General features: G+C 39.4%; 27 protein-coding genes and 1 tRNA gene. 21 read left to right on the top strand and 7 right to left on the bottom strand.

What is annotated here, in order from left to right; genetic code table 11:
* Nucleotides 1-2: 2 nt before the first annotated feature.
* The 13 genes from DF947_RS10490 (at nt 3) to DF947_RS10430 (ending at nt 9732) form a co-directional block, all read left to right on the top strand.
* A complete protein-coding gene (locus DF947_RS10490) occupies nt 3-452 on the top strand; it encodes a hypothetical protein (RefSeq protein ID WP_109929637.1) in 450 nt (149 codons plus the stop codon).
* A gap of 14 nt (nt 453-466) precedes the next feature.
* The gene (locus DF947_RS10485; RefSeq protein WP_109929636.1) at nt 467-1138 is read left to right on the top strand and encodes a conjugal transfer protein TraI; all 672 of its coding nucleotides are present in this window, start codon (nt 467-469) and stop codon (nt 1136-1138) included.
* A 1-nt stretch (nt 1139) separates the two neighbouring features.
* Nucleotides 1140-1784: a hypothetical protein gene (locus tag DF947_RS10480; RefSeq protein WP_146202898.1), complete on the top strand. Its 645-nt coding sequence runs from the start codon at nt 1140-1142 to the stop codon at nt 1782-1784.
* A 13-nt stretch (nt 1785-1797) separates the two neighbouring features.
* A complete protein-coding gene (locus DF947_RS10475; RefSeq protein WP_109929789.1) occupies nt 1798-2445 on the top strand; it encodes a hypothetical protein in 648 nt (215 codons plus the stop codon).
* 4 nt (nt 2446-2449) lie between these two features.
* Nucleotides 2450-3688 (top strand): conjugative transposon protein TraJ, encoded by a 1239-nt coding sequence (gene traJ, locus DF947_RS10470; RefSeq protein WP_109929634.1) that lies wholly within the window; start codon nt 2450-2452, stop codon nt 3686-3688.
* A 107-nt stretch (nt 3689-3795) separates the two neighbouring features.
* Nucleotides 3796-4416, top strand: a complete 621-nt coding sequence (gene traK, locus DF947_RS10465) for a conjugative transposon protein TraK (RefSeq protein ID WP_205940778.1) — start codon at nt 3796-3798, stop codon at nt 4414-4416.
* A 4-nt stretch (nt 4417-4420) separates the two neighbouring features.
* On the top strand, nt 4421-4882 hold the full coding sequence (locus DF947_RS10460; protein ID WP_109929632.1) for a hypothetical protein: 462 nt from the start codon (nt 4421-4423) through the stop codon (nt 4880-4882).
* 21 nt (nt 4883-4903) lie between these two features.
* Complete coding sequence (gene traM, locus DF947_RS10455) at nt 4904-6199, top strand: conjugative transposon protein TraM (protein WP_109929631.1); 1296 nt, start codon at nt 4904-4906, stop codon at nt 6197-6199.
* 24 nt (nt 6200-6223) lie between these two features.
* Nucleotides 6224-7063: a conjugative transposon protein TraN gene (gene traN, locus DF947_RS10450; RefSeq protein ID WP_109929630.1), complete on the top strand. Its 840-nt coding sequence runs from the start codon at nt 6224-6226 to the stop codon at nt 7061-7063.
* 31 nt (nt 7064-7094) lie between these two features.
* Entirely contained in the window at nt 7095-8009 is a 915-nt protein-coding gene (locus tag DF947_RS10445) for a hypothetical protein (protein ID WP_109929629.1), read from the top strand.
* A 46-nt stretch (nt 8010-8055) separates the two neighbouring features.
* Entirely contained in the window at nt 8056-9132 is a 1077-nt protein-coding gene (locus tag DF947_RS10440; RefSeq protein ID WP_109929628.1) for a hypothetical protein, read from the top strand.
* 11 nt (nt 9133-9143) lie between these two features.
* Entirely contained in the window at nt 9144-9428 is a 285-nt protein-coding gene (locus DF947_RS10435) for a hypothetical protein (RefSeq protein WP_109929627.1), read from the top strand.
* Between the two features lie 25 nt (nt 9429-9453).
* Entirely contained in the window at nt 9454-9732 is a 279-nt protein-coding gene (locus tag DF947_RS10430) for a helix-turn-helix domain-containing protein (RefSeq protein WP_167398009.1), read from the top strand.
* 322 nt (nt 9733-10054) lie between these two features.
* Here DF947_RS10430 and DF947_RS10420 read toward each other — a convergent pair whose 3' ends face one another.
* The 5 genes from DF947_RS10420 to DF947_RS10400 all read right to left on the bottom strand — a co-directional run bounded on the left by DF947_RS10420 (nt 10055) and on the right by DF947_RS10400 (nt 14782).
* On the bottom strand, nt 10055-11440 hold the full coding sequence (locus tag DF947_RS10420; protein ID WP_109929624.1) for a site-specific integrase: 1386 nt from the start codon (nt 11438-11440) through the stop codon (nt 10055-10057).
* A gap of 435 nt (nt 11441-11875) precedes the next feature.
* Nucleotides 11876-11960 (bottom strand) — tRNA-Ser (locus DF947_RS10415).
* A 22-nt stretch (nt 11961-11982) separates the two neighbouring features.
* Nucleotides 11983-12702: a hypothetical protein gene (locus DF947_RS10410; protein WP_109929623.1), complete on the bottom strand. Its 720-nt coding sequence runs from the start codon at nt 12700-12702 to the stop codon at nt 11983-11985.
* Nucleotides 12703-12781: 79 nt separating this feature from the next.
* Nucleotides 12782-14212, bottom strand: coding sequence for a pyruvate kinase (pyk, locus tag DF947_RS10405; RefSeq protein WP_109929622.1), 1431 nt, complete (start codon nt 14210-14212; stop codon nt 12782-12784).
* A gap of 150 nt (nt 14213-14362) precedes the next feature.
* On the bottom strand, nt 14363-14782 hold the full coding sequence (locus DF947_RS10400) for an IPExxxVDY family protein (RefSeq protein WP_109929621.1): 420 nt from the start codon (nt 14780-14782) through the stop codon (nt 14363-14365).
* A 158-nt stretch (nt 14783-14940) separates the two neighbouring features.
* Here DF947_RS10400 and DF947_RS10395 point away from each other — a divergent pair, with 158 nt between their 5' ends.
* The 3 genes from DF947_RS10395 (at nt 14941) to rnc (ending at nt 17274) form a co-directional block, all read left to right on the top strand.
* Nucleotides 14941-15177 (top strand): acyl carrier protein, encoded by a 237-nt coding sequence (locus tag DF947_RS10395; RefSeq protein WP_008508386.1) that lies wholly within the window; start codon nt 14941-14943, stop codon nt 15175-15177.
* Nucleotides 15178-15198: 21 nt separating this feature from the next.
* Entirely contained in the window at nt 15199-16452 is a 1254-nt protein-coding gene (gene fabF / locus DF947_RS10390; protein WP_109929620.1) for a beta-ketoacyl-ACP synthase II, read from the top strand.
* Nucleotides 16453-16545: 93 nt separating this feature from the next.
* A complete protein-coding gene (gene rnc, locus DF947_RS10385) occupies nt 16546-17274 on the top strand; it encodes a ribonuclease III (RefSeq protein WP_109929619.1) in 729 nt (242 codons plus the stop codon).
* Between the two features lie 60 nt (nt 17275-17334).
* Here rnc and DF947_RS10380 read toward each other — a convergent pair whose 3' ends face one another.
* Nucleotides 17335-18051 (bottom strand): hypothetical protein, encoded by a 717-nt coding sequence (locus tag DF947_RS10380; RefSeq protein ID WP_109929618.1) that lies wholly within the window; start codon nt 18049-18051, stop codon nt 17335-17337.
* A gap of 1 nt (nt 18052) precedes the next feature.
* Nucleotides 18053-18769 carry a hypothetical protein gene (locus DF947_RS10375; RefSeq protein WP_109929617.1) on the bottom strand — a complete coding sequence of 239 codons (717 nt, stop codon included), beginning with the start codon at nt 18767-18769 and terminating at the stop codon, nt 18053-18055.
* A gap of 130 nt (nt 18770-18899) precedes the next feature.
* Between DF947_RS10375 and DF947_RS10370 the strand changes: the two genes are divergently transcribed.
* The 5 genes from DF947_RS10370 to DF947_RS10350 all read left to right on the top strand — a co-directional run bounded on the left by DF947_RS10370 (nt 18900) and on the right by DF947_RS10350 (nt 21764).
* On the top strand, nt 18900-19586 hold the full coding sequence (locus tag DF947_RS10370) for a lysophospholipid acyltransferase family protein (RefSeq protein WP_158526255.1): 687 nt from the start codon (nt 18900-18902) through the stop codon (nt 19584-19586).
* A 49-nt stretch (nt 19587-19635) separates the two neighbouring features.
* Nucleotides 19636-20499: a YicC/YloC family endoribonuclease gene (locus DF947_RS10365; RefSeq protein ID WP_109929615.1), complete on the top strand. Its 864-nt coding sequence runs from the start codon at nt 19636-19638 to the stop codon at nt 20497-20499.
* Between the two features lie 69 nt (nt 20500-20568).
* Nucleotides 20569-21138, top strand: coding sequence for a guanylate kinase (gene gmk / locus DF947_RS10360; protein WP_109929614.1), 570 nt, complete (start codon nt 20569-20571; stop codon nt 21136-21138).
* 39 nt (nt 21139-21177) lie between these two features.
* The gene (vapB, locus tag DF947_RS10355) at nt 21178-21381 is read left to right on the top strand and encodes a type II toxin-antitoxin system VapB family antitoxin (protein ID WP_109929613.1); all 204 of its coding nucleotides are present in this window, start codon (nt 21178-21180) and stop codon (nt 21379-21381) included.
* Entirely contained in the window at nt 21381-21764 is a 384-nt protein-coding gene (locus tag DF947_RS10350; RefSeq protein WP_109929612.1) for a type II toxin-antitoxin system VapC family toxin, read from the top strand. Before vapB ends, DF947_RS10350 begins: the two co-directional genes overlap by 1 nt.
* The last annotated feature ends 2 nt before the right edge of the window (nt 21765-21766 follow it).

The raw sequence follows: 21766 nt of genomic DNA, 5'->3' as shown, positions 1-21766 counted from the left end.
CCATGGAAAAGGAACTGCTAAACGGGATTGAAACGGTCGCAAAAGTACTGGAAGAAAAAGGTTACAAGGATCACTATAGAATCGCGGGAGTTGGAAAATATGCGCCGCTGAGAGAAGCGCTGACCACCTATTTTTCACTACTTGACATGGGATATCCGTGTGCAACATCCCCTTTAAAGGTTTTCGCCGTGCTGGAGTCTGTTTCTCCAGGGGACCCCTACAGTCACATTAGTATAGTGTTCGACGAGCCTAAAAATGGAATTCTCAATCCCAGCGGGTATATCTTAAGAAGAATGGAATGTTGGGAAGGGAACCAGATAGGTCTTGTAGAAAGAAAAATCGGCTCCAGCAAAGAGCTGCCCACAGCGATGGAAGCACAGGAAATGCTTTTGAAAAGTGAAGCGAAAGAAAAACTGCCCAAAAGGAATAAAATGCCTCGGCACAAAATATAAAAGGAGTACAAAGTATGAAAAAGACAATTATAGCAGTCGTAATGTGTATAGTGCTCATCGCTGCTCCAACCCAAAAAAGCCAAGCCATTGTTTGGGTAATCGTCAATGCAGCAGTTAAAAAAGTAGTTGTGGCCATTGACCTCCAGATCCAGCGGCAACAGAACAAAGTGATCTGGGCGCAAAATCTGCAGAAGCAGATAGAAAATGCGCTTAGCAAACTTAAGCTTGATGAAATCACTGACTGGACAAAAAAGCAGAAGGAGCAATACCAGAAGTACTTTGATGAACTTCAGAAGGTACGCTCATGGATAGCCTATTATCAAAGGGTCAAGGAAGTGATTTCCAAACAGAAAAAATTGGTTCGGGAATATCAAAAAGCCTGGACGGTGGTTCGAAACGATAAGCACTTTACACCCCGTGAAATAGAACACATGGGCGAGGTTTACCTGGGCATCCTGAAAGAGAGTCTGGAAAACATCGACCAGATCACCGTGGTCATGACTTCTATGAAAACCCAGATGTCCGATCAGAAAAGGCTTGAGATCATTAACCATGCCGCAGACCGGATAGATTTCAATTATTCGGATCTACGTGATTTTAACAATGAGAACGCGCTGTTAAGTCTTCAGCGATCAAAGGACCAGTCAGAAATTGAAACAATCAGAAATCTTTATGGAATCAAATGATATGAAAAGAGCAATCATTATCCCATTTCTGCTCGTGGTTTCATTCCAGGTAAATGCGCAGACAGTGGTCGGAAGCATCTTTAACCAACAGAACAATGAAAAGAAGACCATGATCCAGCAGATTCTCTTCACCAAAACATACCGAGAGGCTGCCAAGGCAGGTTACAATATATGCAGGGAAGGATGGAACACGGTCAAAGGTTTCAGGGATGGGGAATATAATCTTCACAATCTATTCTTTACCTCTCTGAAAAAAGTAAATCCGGCGGTGAAAGGCTATCTGAAGGTAGGTGAGATTATCAAGCTTCAGAACGATATCATCCTGGAATGTTCGTCTCTGAGAAAAAACTTGAACAGTTCCCAGAACATGACTCAAGATGAGCTCAGGTATGTCGGAAAGGTATGCGAACGCTTGCTGAAGGACTGCGAGCAGGCCATTGAACAGCTTTTAGCGGTCCTCTCTGACTCACAACTGGAAATGAGGGATGATGAACGTATCGAACGCATCGATACACTTTACGAAGAAATGCTCGACAGGAGAAGATTTTCAAACACTTTCTATCTCGGCGCAGTGGAACTCTCAAGGGAGAAGAAAAGCGAGCTGCAACAGATCAACACCTTGCGCAGCTATCTCAATATTGAATGATAAACAGGTAAACATGAAAAAGAAAATAATCATCGCAATGGTGTTCTTGGCTTCCTTGTGCCACTGTGCGCCTGCATCTGCCCAGTCATTGGCGAACCTGCTGATCAAGCTCGGTCTAAATGTAGAGAAACTGGCCCAGTTTAAGAGCAATCTTACGGAGATCAAAAACGGGATCAAAGTCCTGACGAAGGGATATAACGCTGTCAAAGATGTAACGCAGGGGAATTTCAGCCTGCACAAAGTTTTTCTTGATGGACTGATGGAAGTAAGCCCTAGCGTAAAGAAATACTACAAAATTCCAAAAATCATCGAGAACCAGATTTTCCTGGTCGAGGAGTATAAAAACGCCAATAGGAAATTCCGTTCCTGGGACAGCTTCACAGTTGAAGAGTTAAGCTACATCGCCTCGGTATATAATAACCTTTTTGATGAAAGCCTACAGAATCTCGATGAGCTGATCACGGTTACCACCGCAGGAAAGCTCAGGATGTCTGATGATGAGCGGCTAAAGACCATTGATAGGATCGATGCCGACATGCAGGACAAACTGGACTTTCTCAGAAGTTTTAACCAGCGTGCATCTCTGTTGGCTGTAGAACGGGTCAAAGAAAAAAGAGAAATAGAATCGGCAAAACGTTTAAGGGGGATTGAAAAACAATAAGTAAATGAAAACGAACATAATATGCAAGGGATTGGTCGCAGCTGTGCTGATCACCCTTGGCAGCACAACTATTCTGCATGCACAGGGAGTTGCGGACAACATCAAAGGGCTATCACCGGTGCTTGAAAAATTATACACGACCATGATGCCCAAATGCGAACAGTTGAGTAAAGCTGGCCGCGCCATTGGGGGATTTGCCGCGTTATGGTATATCTCTTCAAGGGTATGGAAGTCCTTGGCCAATGCCGAGGCTATAGATTTTTACCCACTCTTCAGGCCCTTTGTACTTGGTTTCTGCATCACATTTTTTCCCATGGTCATGGCGCTTATCGATGGCATACTTCAACCAACTGTCTCCGCTACAAATGAAATGGTCAAGAACTCTGACGACGCAATTGCCAAGATGCTGTTAGAAAAGGAAAAAGCACTGAAGTCCAGTAAAGTGTGGCAGATGTATGTAGGACAGAATAGCGAAGGCGACAAGGAAAAATGGTTGCGTTATACGCATAACGTCAAAGATGGGGAGGAAACACCGGAGGAGTCTATCATTGGAAGCCTGGGTTCTGACATCAGCTTTTCCATGGCTAAGGCGACCTACAGGTTCAAGAATTCGGTAAAAGAGTGGTTGAGCGAGATATTGAGGATTTTATTCGAAGCGGCTGCGTTGTGCATCAATGCGATCAGGACTTTTCAAAGGGTAATCCTTGCCATACTCGGGCCCTTTGTATTTGCGATCGCCATCTTCGATGGGTTACAGCACACATTAACGGCCTGGCTGGCAAAATACATCAACATTTTTCTTTGGCTTCCTGTCTGCAACATATTAGGGTCGATGCTGAACGAGGTCCAGGTAGAGATGCTCAAGCATGATGCGTCTCAGATCTATGAAACTGGCGATACTTTCTTCTCGCCAACAGACAGCGCGTTCCTGATATTCATGGTCATCGGCATTGTCAGTTATATGACCGTCCCCACTATAGCTGGATATATCGTGCAGGCAGGGGGCGGCGGCGCCTTGACCTCCAAAATTACCAGTCTTGCATCATCAACAGCAAGCGGAGGGATGTCCCGGGTCGGCGGCGGTATGGGCAACATTGCAAATGCTCCTGGTGATATGCTTGACGGATATCGCGGCAATACAAAGCCAAGTGGCATTAGCGGCGCAATGGGCACTGCTCTAGGTAATATCGGGAGCCCTTCGATGGCGGATAAGCTGAGTGGAAAGACTGATGAGAAATCTTAGGGTGATTCATCGAGCGGAGGAAAAATTATTCCGATGAAGCTGACTTAGTCTGTTTACCGCCATTAGCCCAAATAAATAGAGTGTAAAATTAATTCAACAACATTTCAATGAAGTTTACGAAAATGAAAAATATCGACGGTGCCTTTCGGTCGATCCGTTTGTTCACCCTCGCCGTAATTGTCGGCTCGCTGCTATTTTCTGGGCTGGCGCTGGTCAAAAGTTTCAGCGCTGTTACCCAATCACAGCAACGCGTGTATATTCTTGCTAACGGAAAGGTCTTGGAGGCCTATGCAAGTGATCGTAGGGATAACATCAGTGTTGAGGCAAAAGATCATGTCAAAACATTCCATCAGTTATTCTTCACTCTCTCACCAGATGAAAAAGCGATTGACGAGAATATCAAAAGATCATTATATCTCGCAGATATATCTGCAAAGCGGGCTTATGACAATCTGAGGGAAAGCAGTTACTACAGCAACATCATCAGTGGGAATGTTAACCAGACGATACACGTCGACAGCATTTATCTGGATACCAATAAGAGCCCTATCTACTTCCGGTGCTATGCAACCCAACGATTAACAAGGCCAACTTCGCTTGCGGTCAGGAGTCTGGTAACAGAGGGCTACCTGCGAAATGTGATGAGATCTGAAAACAACGCTCACGGATTTCTGATCGAACGCTGGAACACAATTGACAACCGCGACATATCTGTCTCGAAAAGATAAAAACATGAACAACCCTTTTAAAAGAAAATCTGGAGCAACAAAGTCGTCGGGAAGGGAGCGTATGGCAAACGCAGTTGTCGGTTCCGTCCTAAAGATGCAACGTGCATGGGCAGCATGGATGGATAAAAGCATCAACAGGTACTCGGTGCGGAAACGAAAATTTTTCCTTGTCTTGTTCTGCGCTTTGGGCACAAGTTATTTTTCCAGTCAACTCGTGATGCTTTTTGTATCAGATAGTCCTTTGTCAGTGCCCGCAAAAACTTCCCTCCAGGTACAGGTTGAATTGAAGCCCAATACCAGCAACTCGGAAGACCAAATTAAGCTAAAAGCAAAGATCGAACGGTTTAAAGATTACCTGAGGACACTCGATTCAACAAGCCAGGGAAGGCAAAAAAAAAGCGACCTGCTGAAACGCAGACCGGGCCTTCTGGACAGTATTGCAGCCTATGAGAAAATGAACCAATAACAGTTAAATAAATACCACATTATGGAAATTACAGAAAAGCAGCCCCATACAAGGGCTTATCAAAATCAAAGGAAGCTGATGGTGATGCTTCCCATCATCATTGTTCCGTTTATGACAATCCTGTTCTGGCTTTTCGGAGGTGGAAGTGGCGAGGCTTCGGCCAAGGCCGAGAAACACGTCGGCATCAATACTTCCCTTCCTGGGGCGGAGCTTAAAACAGAAGGTAAACTCGATAAGATGGCTTTCTACAAATTGGCCGAAAAAGATTCTGCCGATCAGGAAAGCATCAGTAAACGTGATCCATATATGGACATGTTCAATAACCGTTACGCAGCTGATTCTTCCATGTCGGGCCAAGCAATTCCAGAGCGCCCCGTAGGACCATACATCTCTCCTTCACCGTACGGTAATAGGTTTGGCGAACAAAACGAGGCGAGGATTCAGGAAAAGCTCAACGCATTGAGTATTGCTCTTAATACTCCCCCGCAAGCCTCCCAGAACGCTCTTGGCGAACAGGCATACAGGCCCGCTTCGCCAGTTATGAACACAAGCGATATTGACCGGCTAGAGGCAATGATGAACCAAGCGAACGCAGGGGGTGAGCGGGATCCGGAAATGCAACAGATCAGTACCATGTTAAACCAGATCTTGGACATACAGCATCCCGATAGAGTGAAACTCAAAATTCAGGAAGCCTCCTCCAAGGAAAGGGGAAAAGTTTTTCCCGTGAGCGCCTCGGCCAAACCGATAAACGTATCAGTTTTGGAAGCCAAGGAAAAGGATAGCGGCACAATCAGAAACGGTTTTTATTCCCTGAACGAGCAGATCGAATCCGCAGGGGATCAAAATGCTATCCAAGCAGTGATCCATGAGTCACAAACATTGGTCAATGGCGCAACCATCAAGCTTCGGCTATTGAACGATATATACATCAATGGGCAATTGGTGCCCAGAAACACCTTTGTATACGCCATAGGCAATATAAGCGGCGAACGAATGACCGCAGAGGTTGCCAGTATCAGAAGCGGTAATTCGATTTTTCCTGTAAGGCTTTCGGTCTTTGACTTGGATGGCATAAACGGAATGTATATCCCAGGGGCAATATCCCGTGACGTTGCAAAAGGCTCAGCTGACCAGGCTTTGCAAAATATAACCCTCGGGGCCAACACGATTGATCCATCCATGGGAATGCAGGCCATGAGCATGGGAGTCGAAGCTGCCAAAGGCCTGATGAGCAAAAAGGTGAAGCTTATAAAGGTTACTGTCAAGGCCGGGTATAAAGTGCTTTTGAGAGACCAAAATAACAAGACTGAGTAATGGCAAACAATTAATAAATAGAACATGAAAACAATTAAAATTATCTGGCTTTTTTGGGCGCTGCTTTTTGCATCCACAAGATTATTTGCACAGGAGGCAAGTATCACAATCAAAGACGATCAAGCTGCACTTCCGCTGCAGATCGCATTTACGAAAACAACGAACCTGATTTTTCCTTATGCCATAAAAAGTGTGGACAAGGGAAGCCGAGAAGTATTGGTACAAAAGGCACCCGGGGTTGAAAATGTTATGCAGGTAAAGGCTGGCAAAGAAAACTTTCAACAGACTAATCTCACTGTCATCACCGCAGACGGGCAGCTGTATTCCTTTATTTTGAATTATGTTGCCCAACCATCGATCCTAACCATCAGGCTGGAAAAAAACGGCTCTGAAAAACCTCTTGTCCAGTTTTCCCAGGAAAACGACAATGAGGCGGTCATGAAAGAAAGTGCCTTCAAAATCAGCTCTAAAGACCCGGTAATGGGCCATTTAAGGTCAAAGAAATTTGACGTTGGGCTAAGGCTCAACGGTATCTATATCAAAGACGATAAATTTTATTTCCAATTACAGCTCAATAACTGGTCGAATATCGGTTATGATGTCGAGCAGCTTCGGTTTTTCATCAGAGATTTGAAAAGATCCCGCCGAACAGCATCCCAGGAGAATGAGGTCATTCCAGATTACGTGAATGGAAACAGCAAGGTTATCTATTCCAGATCCGGCCAGGTGGTGGTTGTGGCAGTTCCAAAATTCACCATTCCAGATCAGAAAGTCCTGATGATACAACTAATGGAGGCCAATGGAGGACGTAATCTGGAGATCAGGATCAACAACCGCGATCTTATAATGGCAAGACGTTTCTAAAATAGATTTATTCACAGTTAATGTTAAAGTTATGGATGAAAATAATTTAAAGTACCTGAGCAACAAACTTTTTGGCATTGGTATGGACGATGATTTAGAAGGCCAGCTGAAGGTTGGTGTTCAAGCAGGACATAAAGAATTCTTTGTATCAAAGGAATTCAATAATGAAGGAGATAAACAAAAGGTGAATGTAAAATTGGAAAGGAAGGAGAACCTGGGTCATGAATTCTATAGTATAAAAAACATTCATCACCGCTTCGAAAACCAAGGGCAAGCGGTTTTGGAGTATACGTTCCCATATATTCCGCAAATGGATTTCAAAAACGGCGAAAAGCCGTCGAAAAGCAGGACGGTAACGGTTAAGGAAGCCTATAACCTTTCCAAAGAAAGGTCGGTGCTAAAGCAGGACGACTTTGGCAATCCCAAGTGGATGGTAGGCTCAATCTATCAAAAGGAGAATGTACCTGCCCTAGGCATACAAAGTTATACCGGATACAACCACCGCGAAGTTTTAAAGAACTTTCCGCTGGACGTATTTCAAAACAAGGAAAGGGAAGAACGGTTCTTTAACTCTATTGAACGTGGAAATCAACAGAGCGTGAGTTTTATGGTGGGGAATGAAAAGATTCCAGTGTATGTCGAAATAGCAGCAACCTACAAATCACAAAACTTCTTTGATGAAGGGAAGAATAGGTTATATAAGGAAGATCTTGAAAAGATTCTTGGAACAGCTATCCCTTTGGGCCCCCAGAACTTACGGGAAAATAAGGAAAACAATGTCTCTAAAAATATTTCAGCTGATGGGCAAAGTGTCGTCAACGAAAAAAAAAATAGTCAAGTAAATCCTGTTGATGCGATTCCCCAAACCAAAGAAAATTCGGCAGCACAAACGGAGAAAACAACCCGGATACCAATAAAACGGAATAAGAATAATAGGGGCATGTAACTATTTCATTGGGAGAAATTCCCAATGAAATTTTAATAAGTACGTTATGAAAGCAAATATAGATGAACCGGTTAACCGAATAGCAGATGCACTGTCCATAATCACTGAAAGGGAAGCAAGAGTCAGAACGATATTCGAAGGCGTCGATAGCAAAAGGATAACTGAAACAAACCTATTGAAGGAACGGCGTAATTTTTACAATAAAGTAGAAACAAAGTTCTCCCGTCCAGGTGTGGTACTCAATGCTGATGAAAAAGCGTCACTACGTAATTTAAGGACCCTCCGTAATAAGCTGGACAAACAGGTTTGGGGAAATACCTTCGGCAAGATCGCCACTTTTTTTAGAAGAACATTTGCCTCAACACGACATCGTCGAATGGAAAAAGCTGTTAACACCGACATGGCTAAGTTATCCAAACAGTTGATCGTTATGGGCATACCTAGCGCTTTAAACCAGATGAAAGAAAAGTTGGCTGGAGGTTATTCAAACTTCGAGGTTAATGTTTTTGAATATGATAAAGGTAAGCTGATCAACTACAACCTGAAATATAAAACCGGTAATGATGGGAAGGTGGCTTTACATCAGACCCGCATAATTGTAAAATCCCGCTTGGGGGGCGCGCTTATTCAGGATCACAGATTTGATTCACTTAAATATGAAGGCCTTAACAGAAATCAAATGCTTAGCCTCATGGCGGGCCGTCCGGTGTTCATGCCTACCGGCGCTGTCGGGATCGAGGGGCCTACGGGAAACTGGCTCAAAGTAGATTTTAACGACAAGGACATTAATAGAGTGCCCAAGATTATGGAATTTCAGGGCAATAACCTGGCACAATTGAGTATGCAGTTTACTGCATTGCCCCACACTGTTCCAATAAATTCTTCCTCGCACGCCAGTATGATGCGCATGGTTCTAGATGGTATCAGGGTACCATTGAACTTGACGATCGATGGCCAACCTCAGATGGTTTCAATGGAAATAGGTGATACACTGGACAATTTAAAATTCTACAATGCAAGGGGGGAGAAAATTGATATCAACGGTAAGGCAAAGCAGGAGCCTAAAATTAAGAAGATTATTGCCAACAAACGCCAGATTATGCGTCGGGCATCCAAGATTTAAAGCTATTTAAGATGGACACAGCACAATTACTTGCCGATTTTTTCAAGGCCATACGTACCGATCCAAGAATCAATACAGCCCATATCGGTCTGTACATCTCGATCGTACATTACTGGCACACGCACCAATCTGTTAATCCAATCAGGGCCTTTAGCAGGGAACTGAAAGAGCTGGCCAAAATATCTGGAAACCATACGTACCATAAATGTATGCGCGATCTACATGATGGAGGCCATATCCGTTACGAGGCATCCTACAACAGGCACCTGGGCAGCAGGATATATCTAAAAATTTAATACGCAACAAAACGTGAGGTTGACTATGGAGCAAGGGATAACAAAAGAAGATCTACATCAATTTGGAATGTTGCTAATGAACAACATTCGCGAAGAAGTTAAAAAGGTTGCCGGTCAGACTGGAAATGTCGACCCATTACAGGAGTGGATTAAAACAACTAAGGTCCGCAAACTCCTGGATATGTCTCCAGGAACGGTACAGAATTTAAGGATTGAAGGAAAAGTAAGATATAAGAAAATTATGGGAACCTATTATTACAACCGTAGTGATCTTGAAAATTTATTCAAGCAGCAAAAGGGATGAGCAGTAAGGAAATGGTGGAAAAGATCAGTATTGTTATTTCCGACACTCGCTTGAACGTATGGCATCTTGCCATTATCATAGCCATAATTCAACTTGGCCACGATCAACTGAAAACGGACAATATCAGGGTAAGCAGAGGTAGGATTATGACTTTGGCACATATCACCAGTGTACCAACCTACCATAAATATTTTAAACAGCTGCAATCATTGGGGTACATCGAGTACTATCCATCCTACCATCCTGGATACAGGAGCACGGTCAGAATAACCTTTTAAAGGAAAAGCCAGGACATAAATCCGGGCTTTTCCATTTCACTAGCCTACACCGCTTTTGCAAATAACAGGCGATCAAGTTTTTTCTGCAGTACTGCCATCTCCATCATTATCTCTTCGATGGTGTTTTCTTTTTCCACAGTTGCCTGTTGCTGATTGTCGCGCTTGATCCGCTCATCTATTTTTTCCTCAAGTGTCTGCATTGATGAATGCACATACTCTCTTTCCGTTATAGCATAATCCTCTGTCTGTTGTACGGTTGAATGACCGAGCATTTCCTTTACCACCACTATAGGTACCCCGTTGTTTAGTGCGACGGTACTGGCAAAAGTCCTTCTTGCCATGTGGGTATTCAACTCCGGGAATACATATCGGATACCTAACGCTGTACTTAATGCTGATCCGCAAAGATCCCCAATCTCCTTTAAATAAGCGTTCATCTTTTGATTGGAAATCACAGGAAGTACTTTATTTGAAGCCAAAGTATCTGGATGGTTGGCATATCTATTCATTATCTTTATAGCGGTCGGCAGCATCGGTACGATGAAGTCGGATTTACTTTTAACCCTCCTTCCTGCAATGTAAAGTTTTCCGGTATTGTCTCTACGAATGTTATCTCTTGTTAGCCCCCTTACATCGGCATATGCTAGGCCTGTATAGCATTGAAAGATAAAGATGTCTCTCACAAGCGCTAAGCGTTCGACATTGAAGGCATAATCCTCGATTACCCGGAGCTCTTCCCATGTAAGGGCTTTCTTTTTTATTTTTTGCCTTTTTGGCTTATATCTGGCAAAAGGGTTGTCCTTGATAATTTTTTTCTCAATCGCGATCAGTACAATCTTTTTGAAATTTGCTATGTACTTCAAAGTCGTATTGTGGGCACAGCTTCTAACCGTTTTCAGATAGAATTCATAATCTTTTGCGAATTGGTAATCCAATTGCGAAAAGTGGATATCATCCCTATTATATTTGAACTTGATAAAATCCTGCACATGGGATCGGGCTGTTACATAACGTTCGTGTGTTCCTTTGGCATAATCTAGGTCAGTTTTATCTTCGGAACGCAATAAAGCCTTCATTTGATCATTATGAATCTTAAATTCTTCTAGCACTGTAGTTTTACAGGTTCCCCGCCCATCAAGGCGTTCAAAAATTTCTTGGGCCGTTATCGGCATGCTTTCATTCAAAAGGTCCAGACGCGCTTTATGCACCTCTGCTTCCTTGGAATCCAGATAGGCGTTAAGTATTTTTGCATCTTCCTTAGTACCTGTTGCCCTTCCTAATTTTTGATCCCAACGGTCTGCGGACCACTTTCGCTTAGTAGATTTCTCTCTTGGGGTTCCATCAACGGTAATGCGTAAGTACACATACCTGATTTTTTGTGGAGTTTTGGGTGTTTTCTGGAAAAAAAACACGCTTACATCATTTGACATACATTCTAATTTATAGGTGAATAAAGTTAGAATTATGTGCATTGAACGTCAAGATGTTAACCTCAATTACGGGTTGGTAATCAATGGATTACAGTGTATTTTGTGGCACTTTTTTATCATTTTCCAGAGTGCCACAAATATGCCACAAACTTTTTGAGTGATTTTACAAATTTTGAAATGCTTGGGATAAATAAAAACAGCCTGCAAATTCACATTTGCAGGCTGTTAGCATGTTTCATGATGTCTTTTTGAAGATTCACACGGGAAATTGCAAATTTTCAAATCGTTCTGCGGAGAGAGAGGGATTCGAACCTTACCCTCTAATGCCGCTAAAACCAAGCAATTTTAACTTCATTTTCGTGTGTGCCACAAATATGCCACAAAACTAAAACGCTTCGAACCTTTACTTTTTAAAAAGCCTAAAAAGTTGAGATGCGGAGAGGGCGGGATTCGAACCCGCGGTACCTTGCAGTACACACGCTTTCCAAGCGTGCTCGATCGACCACTCTGACACCTCTCCGAATGGACGGCAAAGATAATTATTACCATCGAAACTGCTCATCTGGCAAATACTTTTTTTCATCAGGGATTTCGAAGTCTTTAAAATCTCTTAAGTTATCCGCATTGTAAATAATCCGCTCGCTAAGGGGCACAAATTTTAGTTTATAAATGTATAATACAATGTTTTCTTTAAACTGTCGAATCATTGAAGCTTCACCAAGTTCTTCTTTGGGAGCATAAAAATCGCTTTGCTTAACAATTAATTTAATTCTTTTTCCAGATTTGGCCCAAAAGTAATTAAAAGGAACTTTGCTAGAATCAAGGTTTTTATGCGCACCAAAATCTTTGGTTATGTTTGCAATTAATTTATCCGTTTCGATTGGATTAATCTTTTTAGCTGTACATCTAATAGCAAGTACGCTATCCTTCTCACTCTCAAATAAATTAAAAGAAGTAAAATTTAAATTTCCCCATTTTGCTAGTTCTTCTGTTTTGAATTTCTCATTGCCTATACTAATGCTATTATATTCTCTACAAATAAGAGAATCTTGTGTAAATGAGTTGGCTCTAAAATCATAGGTATCCGTTGTGTATGGAACATGCAGTGAGTCTCTGGGATTTGCCGGATAAAATGTTTTTGCATTGATTTCAAAATCAAATCTTTGCAGATCATAAGGTTTGTCTCCCAGGTTCTTGGGCTGGCTACATGTGGATAAAAATATTAATAGGATCAGGGATGAAAAGATATGTAATCTGTTCATGCTTTAAAGTTAATCGAAATCTTTTGAACAAAAAAAGCCGACACATAAGCGTCGGCCTTAAATTTATATTCGTTTATAATTAATCTATAACCGTAATTTTTAACATGTTGGTTTTACCTTTAGCTTCCATTGGAATTGCTGCGGTATTGATGATGATATCACCCTGTTTAACCAATTTCTTGCTTTTCAGGAATTCGTTAACCTCGATAATCGTGTTGTCTGTACTTTCGAATTTATCGTAGTAAAAACCTCTAACACCCCAAAGCAAACTTACCGCATTTAACAAAGCTCTGTTACTGGTGAAGATGAAAGTTAAGGCTTCTGGTCTGTGGCTCGAAATTTCAAAAGCAGTGTAACCGCTCAATGTCATCGAAACGATACCAACAGCATTGGTTTGTTTAGCTAAGAAACAAGCAGAATCGCAAATTGCGTCACTTAAGAAAGATGGAGATTTTGGTTTTAAAAATTTATCAGGGTTGAAAGGATAGTTGTTCTGTTCAATGTTCTGAATAATTTTTTGCATGGTTTCAATAACGATTAATGGAAATTCTCCAACTGAAGTTTCACCGCTTAACATTACTGCATCTGCGCCGTCTAATACTGAGTTTGCCACATCATTTACTTCCGCACGTGTTGGGCGTGGTGTGGTAATCATGCTTTCAAGCATTTGAGTTGCAACAATTACAGGTTTCGAAGCCGCTCTACATTTAGCAACAATCATTTTCTGTAATAACGGAACTTCTTCCATCGGGCATTCAACACCTAAATCGCCACGGGCAACCATAATACCATCCGTAACAGCAATAATTTCATCAATGTTGGCAATAGCTTCTGGTTTTTCTATTTTGGCAATTACACGAGCAGTTTTACCACGCTCTGCAATTATTTTTTTAAGTTCGATAATATCTTCAGCCTTACGAACGAAAGATAAACCAATCCATTCTACATCATTTTGCAAAACAAATTCTAAATTCTCACGATCTTCTGGGGTTAGCGATGGAATAGAAACTTTTGTGTTTGGAAGGTTTACACCTTTTCTTGAAGTTAAAATACCACCGTGAACAATTTCGCAAACTACTTCGTCTTTTAAATTTGTAGAAATTACCTTCATCTGCAGTTTACCATCATCCAAAAGAATGATTTCGCCAGCCTGAACATCCTGAGGGAAGTTTTGGTAAGTAATATAAATACGTTCTTCATTACCAATGCACTCTTGGGTAGTAATGATGGTTGTTTTTCCGTTAATAAGGTTAATGCCACCTTCTTTTACTAAACCGATGCGAATTTTTGGGCCTTGCAAATCGGCAAGAATACCTACATTATAATCGTATTTTTTATTGAGTTCGCGGATGGTATCCAAAACCGCTTGATGATCTGCTTGTGAACCGTGAGAAAAGTTTAAGCGGCAAACATCTAAACCTGCGTTAAACATACTATATAATACATCTGGTTTAGCGGATGCTGGGCCTAAAGTGGCAACAATTTTAGTTCTAGAATGAAAAGGTTTCATTTAATAATTGATTTTAGCAATGCAGTTTAAGAAAACGCCAATTAATTATCTAAAATAATCAAACTGCATTAATATTTATATATTTTGTTTTTTTGTTCGTTGTTTGTAACCCTCAAATATAGTGTATTTAATACACCAAGTATATAATTTTTATATTACCAAATTTTCCCTGCTCTTTAACTTAGCTGGGTCTATTTTTGCAGCTACTTGTATATCAGGTAGTTTGTTTAAGCCAGAGAGCAAATAATCCAAATCTTCCTTATCAATAAATTCTTTTATGATCATGAAAAAATCAACATTTCCCATTTCAGGGATCAGAATTCCATCGCTACTTCTGTTGCTGATTAAGTAATATTCTACCTCGCCTTGCTCAACAAAAAAATAATATTTCGAAAAAGACCATGCAGGTTCATCAATGTTAAAAAATATTTCGTGGTCTTCTATTTTTTCAAAATGTAAATTTAATCGCGTATTAATTTTGTGGCAAAGTACATAGTCTTTTAGGGGCGCAGTGATCGCAATCAGTATAAAATCAAGGTCTAAGGTTAACTTTAGGTAAGTTCTATTCAAGGCGAAATAAATTATTTACAGAACGAAATTAAAAAACTAATTCTATATTCGCTGTGTTATTTAGATACCAAAAATACGTGTCGAAATAAAAACATTTGAAAATTGTAAGAATTTATTTTTCTTTGCACAGAATTATTTAACCATTAAATTATAAAATTATGTCTGATATTGCTTCAAGAGTTAAGGCTATTATCGTAGAAAAACTAGGTGTTGACGAAAGCGAAGTTACGCCAGAGGCTTCATTCACCAACGATTTAGGTGCAGATTCTTTAGATACCGTAGAGTTAATTATGGAATTTGAAAAAGAATTTAATGTAGCTATTCCTGACGATCAGGCTGAAACCATCGGTACAGTTGGTCAAGCGATTGCTTATTTGGAAAAAAACGTTAAATAGAATTACGCTTTTTCAGTATAAATGGAATTAAAAAGAGTAGTAGTAACAGGGTTGGGTGCGCTCACTCCTATAGGCAATAATGTTCCCGATTTTTGGGAAGGATTGACTAACGGGGTGAGTGGCGCTGCTCCTATTAAGGGTTTTGATACTGAAAAGTTTAAGACCAAATTCGCTTGTGAGGTAAAAAACTTTAATCCAGAAGATTTTTTGGAGAAAAAGGAAGCCCGTAAGCTAGATCCGTTTGTACAATATGCTTTAGTGGCTACAGATGAAGCTGTGAAGGATGGTGGTTTTGATTTTGAAAAATTGGATACCAACCGAATCGGTGTAATTTGGGGTGCGGGCATAGGTGGATTGAAAACTTTCTTGGATGAAATTTCGAATTTCGCTAAGGGAGATGGTACGCCAAGATACAATCCATTTTTTATTCCTAAAATGATTATTGATATTGCTCCAGGGCATATCTCAATCAAGTATGGCTTACGTGGGCCAAATTTTGCAACTGTTTCGGCATGTGCTTCTTCAACCAATGCAATGATTGATGCATTTAACTATATCCGCCTGGGTATGGCTGATGTAATTATTAGTGGCGGTTCTGAGGCAATTATTAACGAAGCAGGTATGGGTGGATTTAACGCCATGCATGCATTATCTACACGTAATGATGATCCGGCTACGGCTTCCCGCCCTTTTGATAAGGATCGTGATGGTTTTGTGGCTGGTGAAGGTGCAGGAACCATTATTTTAGAAGAACTTGAACACGCAAAAGCAAGAGGTGCAAAAATTTATGCCGAACTTGTAGGTGGTGGAATGAGTGCTGATGCAAATCACATCACAGCTCCACATCCTGAAGGTTTAGGTGCTAGAATGGTAATGACAAACGCACTTAAAGATGCAGGGTTAACAACTGCAGATATCGATTACATTAATGTTCACGGAACTTCTACACCGCTAGGTGATATTAGTGAAACAAAAGCGATTGGCGCATTATTCGGAGAAGATGCTTATAGATTAAACATTAGCTCAACGAAATCAATGACTGGTCACCTTTTGGGTGCAGCTGGTGCTATCGAAGCAATTGCGGCAATTTTAGCTGTTCAAAATGATATTGTTCCTCCAACAATTAATCACTTTACAGATGATCCTGCTTTTGATCCTAAACTGAATTTTACTTTTAACCAAGCTCAAAAACGTACCGTTAGAGCTGCGCTAAGTAATACTTTTGGCTTTGGTGGGCACAACGCTTCGGTAATTTTCAAAAAGTACGAAGATTAATTAAACAGCCTTGCTATATAATTTTGTATGCTAATTAAAAATAGATAACTTAGTTAAATATGCTAGTTAGCCGTTAATTGTGTTATTTATTTAATGCCGATCTTAAAATTATATAAACTTTATCTATCTCCCGAAAAGGAGTTTGTTAAAAAGCTGAAAAACATTTTGGGCTTTGTGCCAGGCAATGTTACGTTATATAAAATGGCGTTTAGGCATCGCTCTGTTGCCAAAGTTTTAAAAAATGGAAGTCGAAGCAGTAACGAACGCCTAGAGTTTTTGGGCGATGCTGTTTTGGGATCGGTTATTGCCGAATTGCTTTTTAAGCATTATCCGTATAAGGAAGAAGGTTTTCTAACAGAAATGCGCTCTAAAATTGTAAATAGAGCCAATTTAAATCAGCTTGCAAAAAAGATCGGCTTTGATAAAATGATTCAATTTGATCAAAGATCGGTTAGCATTCAAACCAAACACAACTCTATGTTGGGCGATGCTTTCGAAGCCATTATTGGCGCAATCTATATGGATAAGGGTTATAACTTTACAAAAGAATTCCTGCTTCGTAGAATCGTTAAACCGCATATAGATATCCATACATTAGAACTTACCGAAACCAACTTTAAAAGTAAATTGATAGAATGGTGCCAACGCCATGGCAAGGATATTCTTTTTGAACTTGCTGAAAATGGAGAAGGAGAAAGTGCTAAATTGTTCACCATCAGCGCAGTTGTAGAAGGTGAAAAAGTTGGAACCGGTAGAGACTATAATAAAAAGAATGCCGAAAAATTAGCGGCCGAAAAGGCTTGCGAAACACTGTCTATCTAAAAACAAAATGTTTATTTGATTAACTGTTAAATCGGTTAATTGAGAAGCACTAGCCAAAATTTACTTTCCTTTTCCAAGCGTATCCGTGAAATTTTTGGAAGATTCCTTAATGTATTTTATGTAATCGTAACTGTTCCAGTATTGTGCCTTTTCAAATTCAGGACGGCAGTTTAACATGTATTTTTCCAGCGTATCGCCTCTTAATTCAGTGTTGTTTTTAATGATACTTTGATTGAAATACACATCGATTTGAGATTGTTTAATCTCGTTATCTGCATATCTTCCAAATCGGCGGGCATTTTTGGGATCTTTCCCAATTAAATTATATAAAGCATTTAACGGACTAAAAATTGAAGAAAGTATGGAAGATTTTCCGCCATTGTAAACACCCTTATTTTGAAATTCGCGTCTTATTTCATCAAGATCCTGTTTTTTGGTATTTCCTCTAATCGTTACATCATCTAACATTGTTGTTCCTCTAATTAGGTAAACAATAATATCCTGAGGCCCTTTAACCACGACTTCTTGATCAATCAAACTTCTTTTCGTAATAAGCAAGGTGTCGCCAACACTGGCTTTAATCTGGAAAAAACCTAAATCATTACTTCCAACTCCGAGTTTTGTGCGTTTATTGGTAATCTCAGCTAATGCAATCCGAATATTGGATCCTTTTTCTATAATTACTCCCTTGGCAATAAAATCCTGAGCCTTTAAACCAAAGCCGATTAAAATTAAAATGATTTGTATTGTCGCGAATTTTAAAAATTTCATCTGCATATTAATTTTTCAAGGTATCGGTATATTTTTTGGCTGAAACCCTGATGTAATTTACGGCATCGTAATTGTTCCAATTTTTAACCATTTCAATAGTTGGGGAATAATCTAGCATAAACTTATCTAAATTCCTGCCTTCGAAATCCGTGTATTTTTGAATTAAGGTTTTATTAAAAAATCGGTCAATTTGCATTAATTTTATTTCGTTGTCGTAGTATTTTCTAAAACGCCGAGCTTTTGCTGGGGTTTTCCCAAAAAGCTCGTAAAAGAATGTTAATGGACTTCCGCTTATGGGATTAAGCAACATTAGTGGTGGCTTTCCTTCATAAAATGATCCTTGTCGCTTAAATTCTCTTCTTATTTCATCCAAATCCTCTTTTTTGGTTTTGCCTTTTATTGTTACTTCATCTAGCGTTGTACTGGCTCGAACAAGATAAACAATAACATCCTTGTGGTCTCTAACAATAATTTCCTGATCAATAAAATTTCTTTTTTCAATTAACAAAGTATCGCCCACTTCAGCTTTGATTTGATACATGCCCAAATCGTTACTTCCTACGGCTTTTTTTGTGCGCTTATTGGTTACAACACACAGGGCTATTCTAATGTTCGTTCCTTTTTCAATTATAACACCTTTTGCTAAAAAATCTTGGGCATGAGAGAAATTTGCTCCAAAAATCAAATAAATGAAAAGTATAATTGGCAAAGAGAAAGCTTTCATATCTATCAGATATTTTTTGTAAAATTAACATTTGTTAACCTTTTTAATTGTTAAATAAACGTTAATGCGAATTCGAAAACTTATAGGGATACTTTATTTGTTGTACTCTGGAATAATTTTTTTCGTGTTAATGCTATTCGTTTGCCCTTTTATCATTCTGTCCACTGCGGTATTTAAAGAAAAAACAGGCAGAAAGATTTCTTTCTTCTTTCTTAAACTGTGGGCTTGGGGTTTCAGTATTTTCACATTATTGTGGTTTACAAGCAAAGGTGATGATCGAATCGATACATCGAAGGCATATATTTATGTGGGCAACCATGGCTCTTTTTTAGACGCTGTTGCTATTGTAATCTGTATACCGCAGGCATTTAGTCCATTGGGTAAAATAGAAATGCTCAAAATCCCTGTTTTTGGTTGGATTTATAAACGGTTGGTTGTTATGATAGATAGAAGCAGCAGAACAAGCAGAGATCATTCGGTGGCCGAGCTTCGAAAAGATTTAGCAGAAGGACAATCAATATTGATTTTTCCGGAAGGAACGATGAACAAAACTTCTGAGCCTTTAAATCCATTTTTTGATGGTGCATTTCGCTTGGCGATAGAAACGCAAACACCAATTCTGCCATTCGCAATTTTGAACAGTAAGGCACATTTACCCAGAATAGATCCTTTACTTGTAAAACCCGGGATAATAAAAACTTCTTTTGGAGAAGCAATTAACGTAAAGGGAATGGTTGCCGAAGATTTAGAAATGTTGAAACAGAAAACATTCAGTTCTATCCTTTCCTTGTTAGAGAAGCGCAAAACTCCAACCTAGCAACTTAAACTCCAAACTTATTTTTCTATCTTTGCGCATGATAAAATCCATGACAGGATACGGCTTAGCAACAGCCGATTATGCAAATGCAAAGTACAGTGTCGAAATCAAATCGCTCAACAGTAAATTTCTGGAGCTAAATTTAAAATTTCCAAAAGCTTTTTCTGATAAAGAAATTATTCTGCGCAACGTGTGCAGTAAAGATATAGAGCGTGGCAAAGTTAGTTTAAGTATCAATGTAGAACGCTCTGCTGCGGAAGTTACAGGTGCAACTATCAATACAGCCTTATTGGCTCATTATTACAATCAATTAATAGCCGTTAATGATGAATTAAGCGCAAACAGCAGTAACCTATTGCAAACAGCCTTAACCTTTCCCGATGTTATAAATTACAAAGAGGAAAGCGTATCTGAAGATGAATGGAATCATTTATATAAAATATTTACCCAGGCCGTTGTAAGTTTCAACAAATTTAGAGAAGACGAAGGTTCTGTTTTAAAATCCGATCTAGAATTACGAATCAAAAATATTCTTTCTTATTTCAAATCGGTAGAAGAATTAGAACCCAAAAGAATTTCGGCCATTCGTGATAAATTTACCCAGTTTTTAGATGATGCAGTAGGTAAAGTAAATATCGACCAAAACCGTTTTGAGCAGGAATTAATTTATTACATCGATAAGATTGATATTACCGAAGAAAAAACACGTTTAAAAAGCCATTGCGATTACTTTTTGCAAACGTTAACCAGTAAAGAGGCCAACGGTAAAAAGCTAGGTTTTATCTCACAGGAAATTGGTCGAGAAATTAACACCATGGGTGCAAAGGCGAATGATGCACAGATGCAACAATTCGTAGTTGGTATGAAAGAAGAGTTAGAGAAAATTAAAGAACAGTTATTAAACGTATTATAGAAAGCTTAAAGCTTAAGGCTCAAAGACTAAAGCTTTGGACTTTCAGCTTTAGCCTTTAGTCTTATTAAAATGAAACAAGGCAAATTAATTATATTTTCAGCCCCATCTGGAGCAGGTAAAACAACTATAGTACATCATTTACTATCTAAATTCCCTGAGCTCAGCTTTTCTATTTCTGCTACCACACGCGAATTACGTGGTGCAGAAACGCACGAAAACGATTACTATTTCATCAGTAAAGAAGAGTTTTTGCATAAAGTTGCACGCCAGGAATTTGTAGAGTTTGAAGAGGTTTACAATGGCACCTTCTACGGAACCTTACGTTCTGAAATTGAGCGGATTTGGAATGAGGGAAAGCATGTAATTTTTGATATTGATGTAGAAGGTGGAATAAGATTGAAAAGAAAATATGAAGAAGATGCTTTGGCAATTTTCGTTCAACCACCATCTTTAGAGGTTTTAAAAGAGCGTTTAAGTGGGAGAGGAACAGACAGTGCAGAAAAATTGCAAGAGCGTTTTATTAAAGCTGAAAAGGAGTTAACCTACGCCGATAAATTTGATGTAATTTTAAAAAACTACGATTTAGAAACGGCTTGCGCTGAAGCTGAAAAGTTGGTTGGAGATTTTTTGGGTAAGTAATCCCAAACTTATCCATCAAAAAATCTTATATTTACTTCTATGACTGATATTCAATTATATAGCCAAATTTCTTCGTTACCTTCTGAAATGAAAAAACAGGTTTCGGATTTTGTTGCGTCTCTGAAAAAAAAGTCAGCATCAAATAAAAAGATAAAGGAAAGAAGCTTTGGGTACGCTAAAGATTTTTTTAAAACGAGTGCAGATTTTGATGAGCCTTTAGAAGATTTTAAAGAATATATGTAATGCCCTTTTTATTAGATACGCATACATTTATTTGGTTTATTAATGGCGATTCTACCTTACCAAAGGAAGTTATCGCTAAGATCAAAAATTTAGATAATCAATGTTTCCTAAGTATTGCTAGCATATGGGAAATTGCAATAAAGATTGAGCTAAATAAGTTAGCGCTTATTTCGGGTTTCGATAAAATTGAAGATTTCCTTACCGAAAATCAAATTGAAATTTTACCAATTACATTCGAGCACATTCTCTCACTTAATAATTTAGAGCTTCATCATCGCGATCCTTTTGATAGGATAATTATTGCTCAAGGTATTTCTGAAGAATTAATAATACTAACTAAAGATCAGAACTTCTCTTTATATGAAGCTAAAATATTCTGGTAAAT

The organism is Pedobacter paludis, assembly GCF_003173575.1.
GTDB lineage: Bacteria > Bacteroidota > Bacteroidia > Sphingobacteriales > Sphingobacteriaceae > Pedobacter > Pedobacter paludis.
This window is presented reverse-complemented; position numbering and strand designations above follow the sequence as displayed.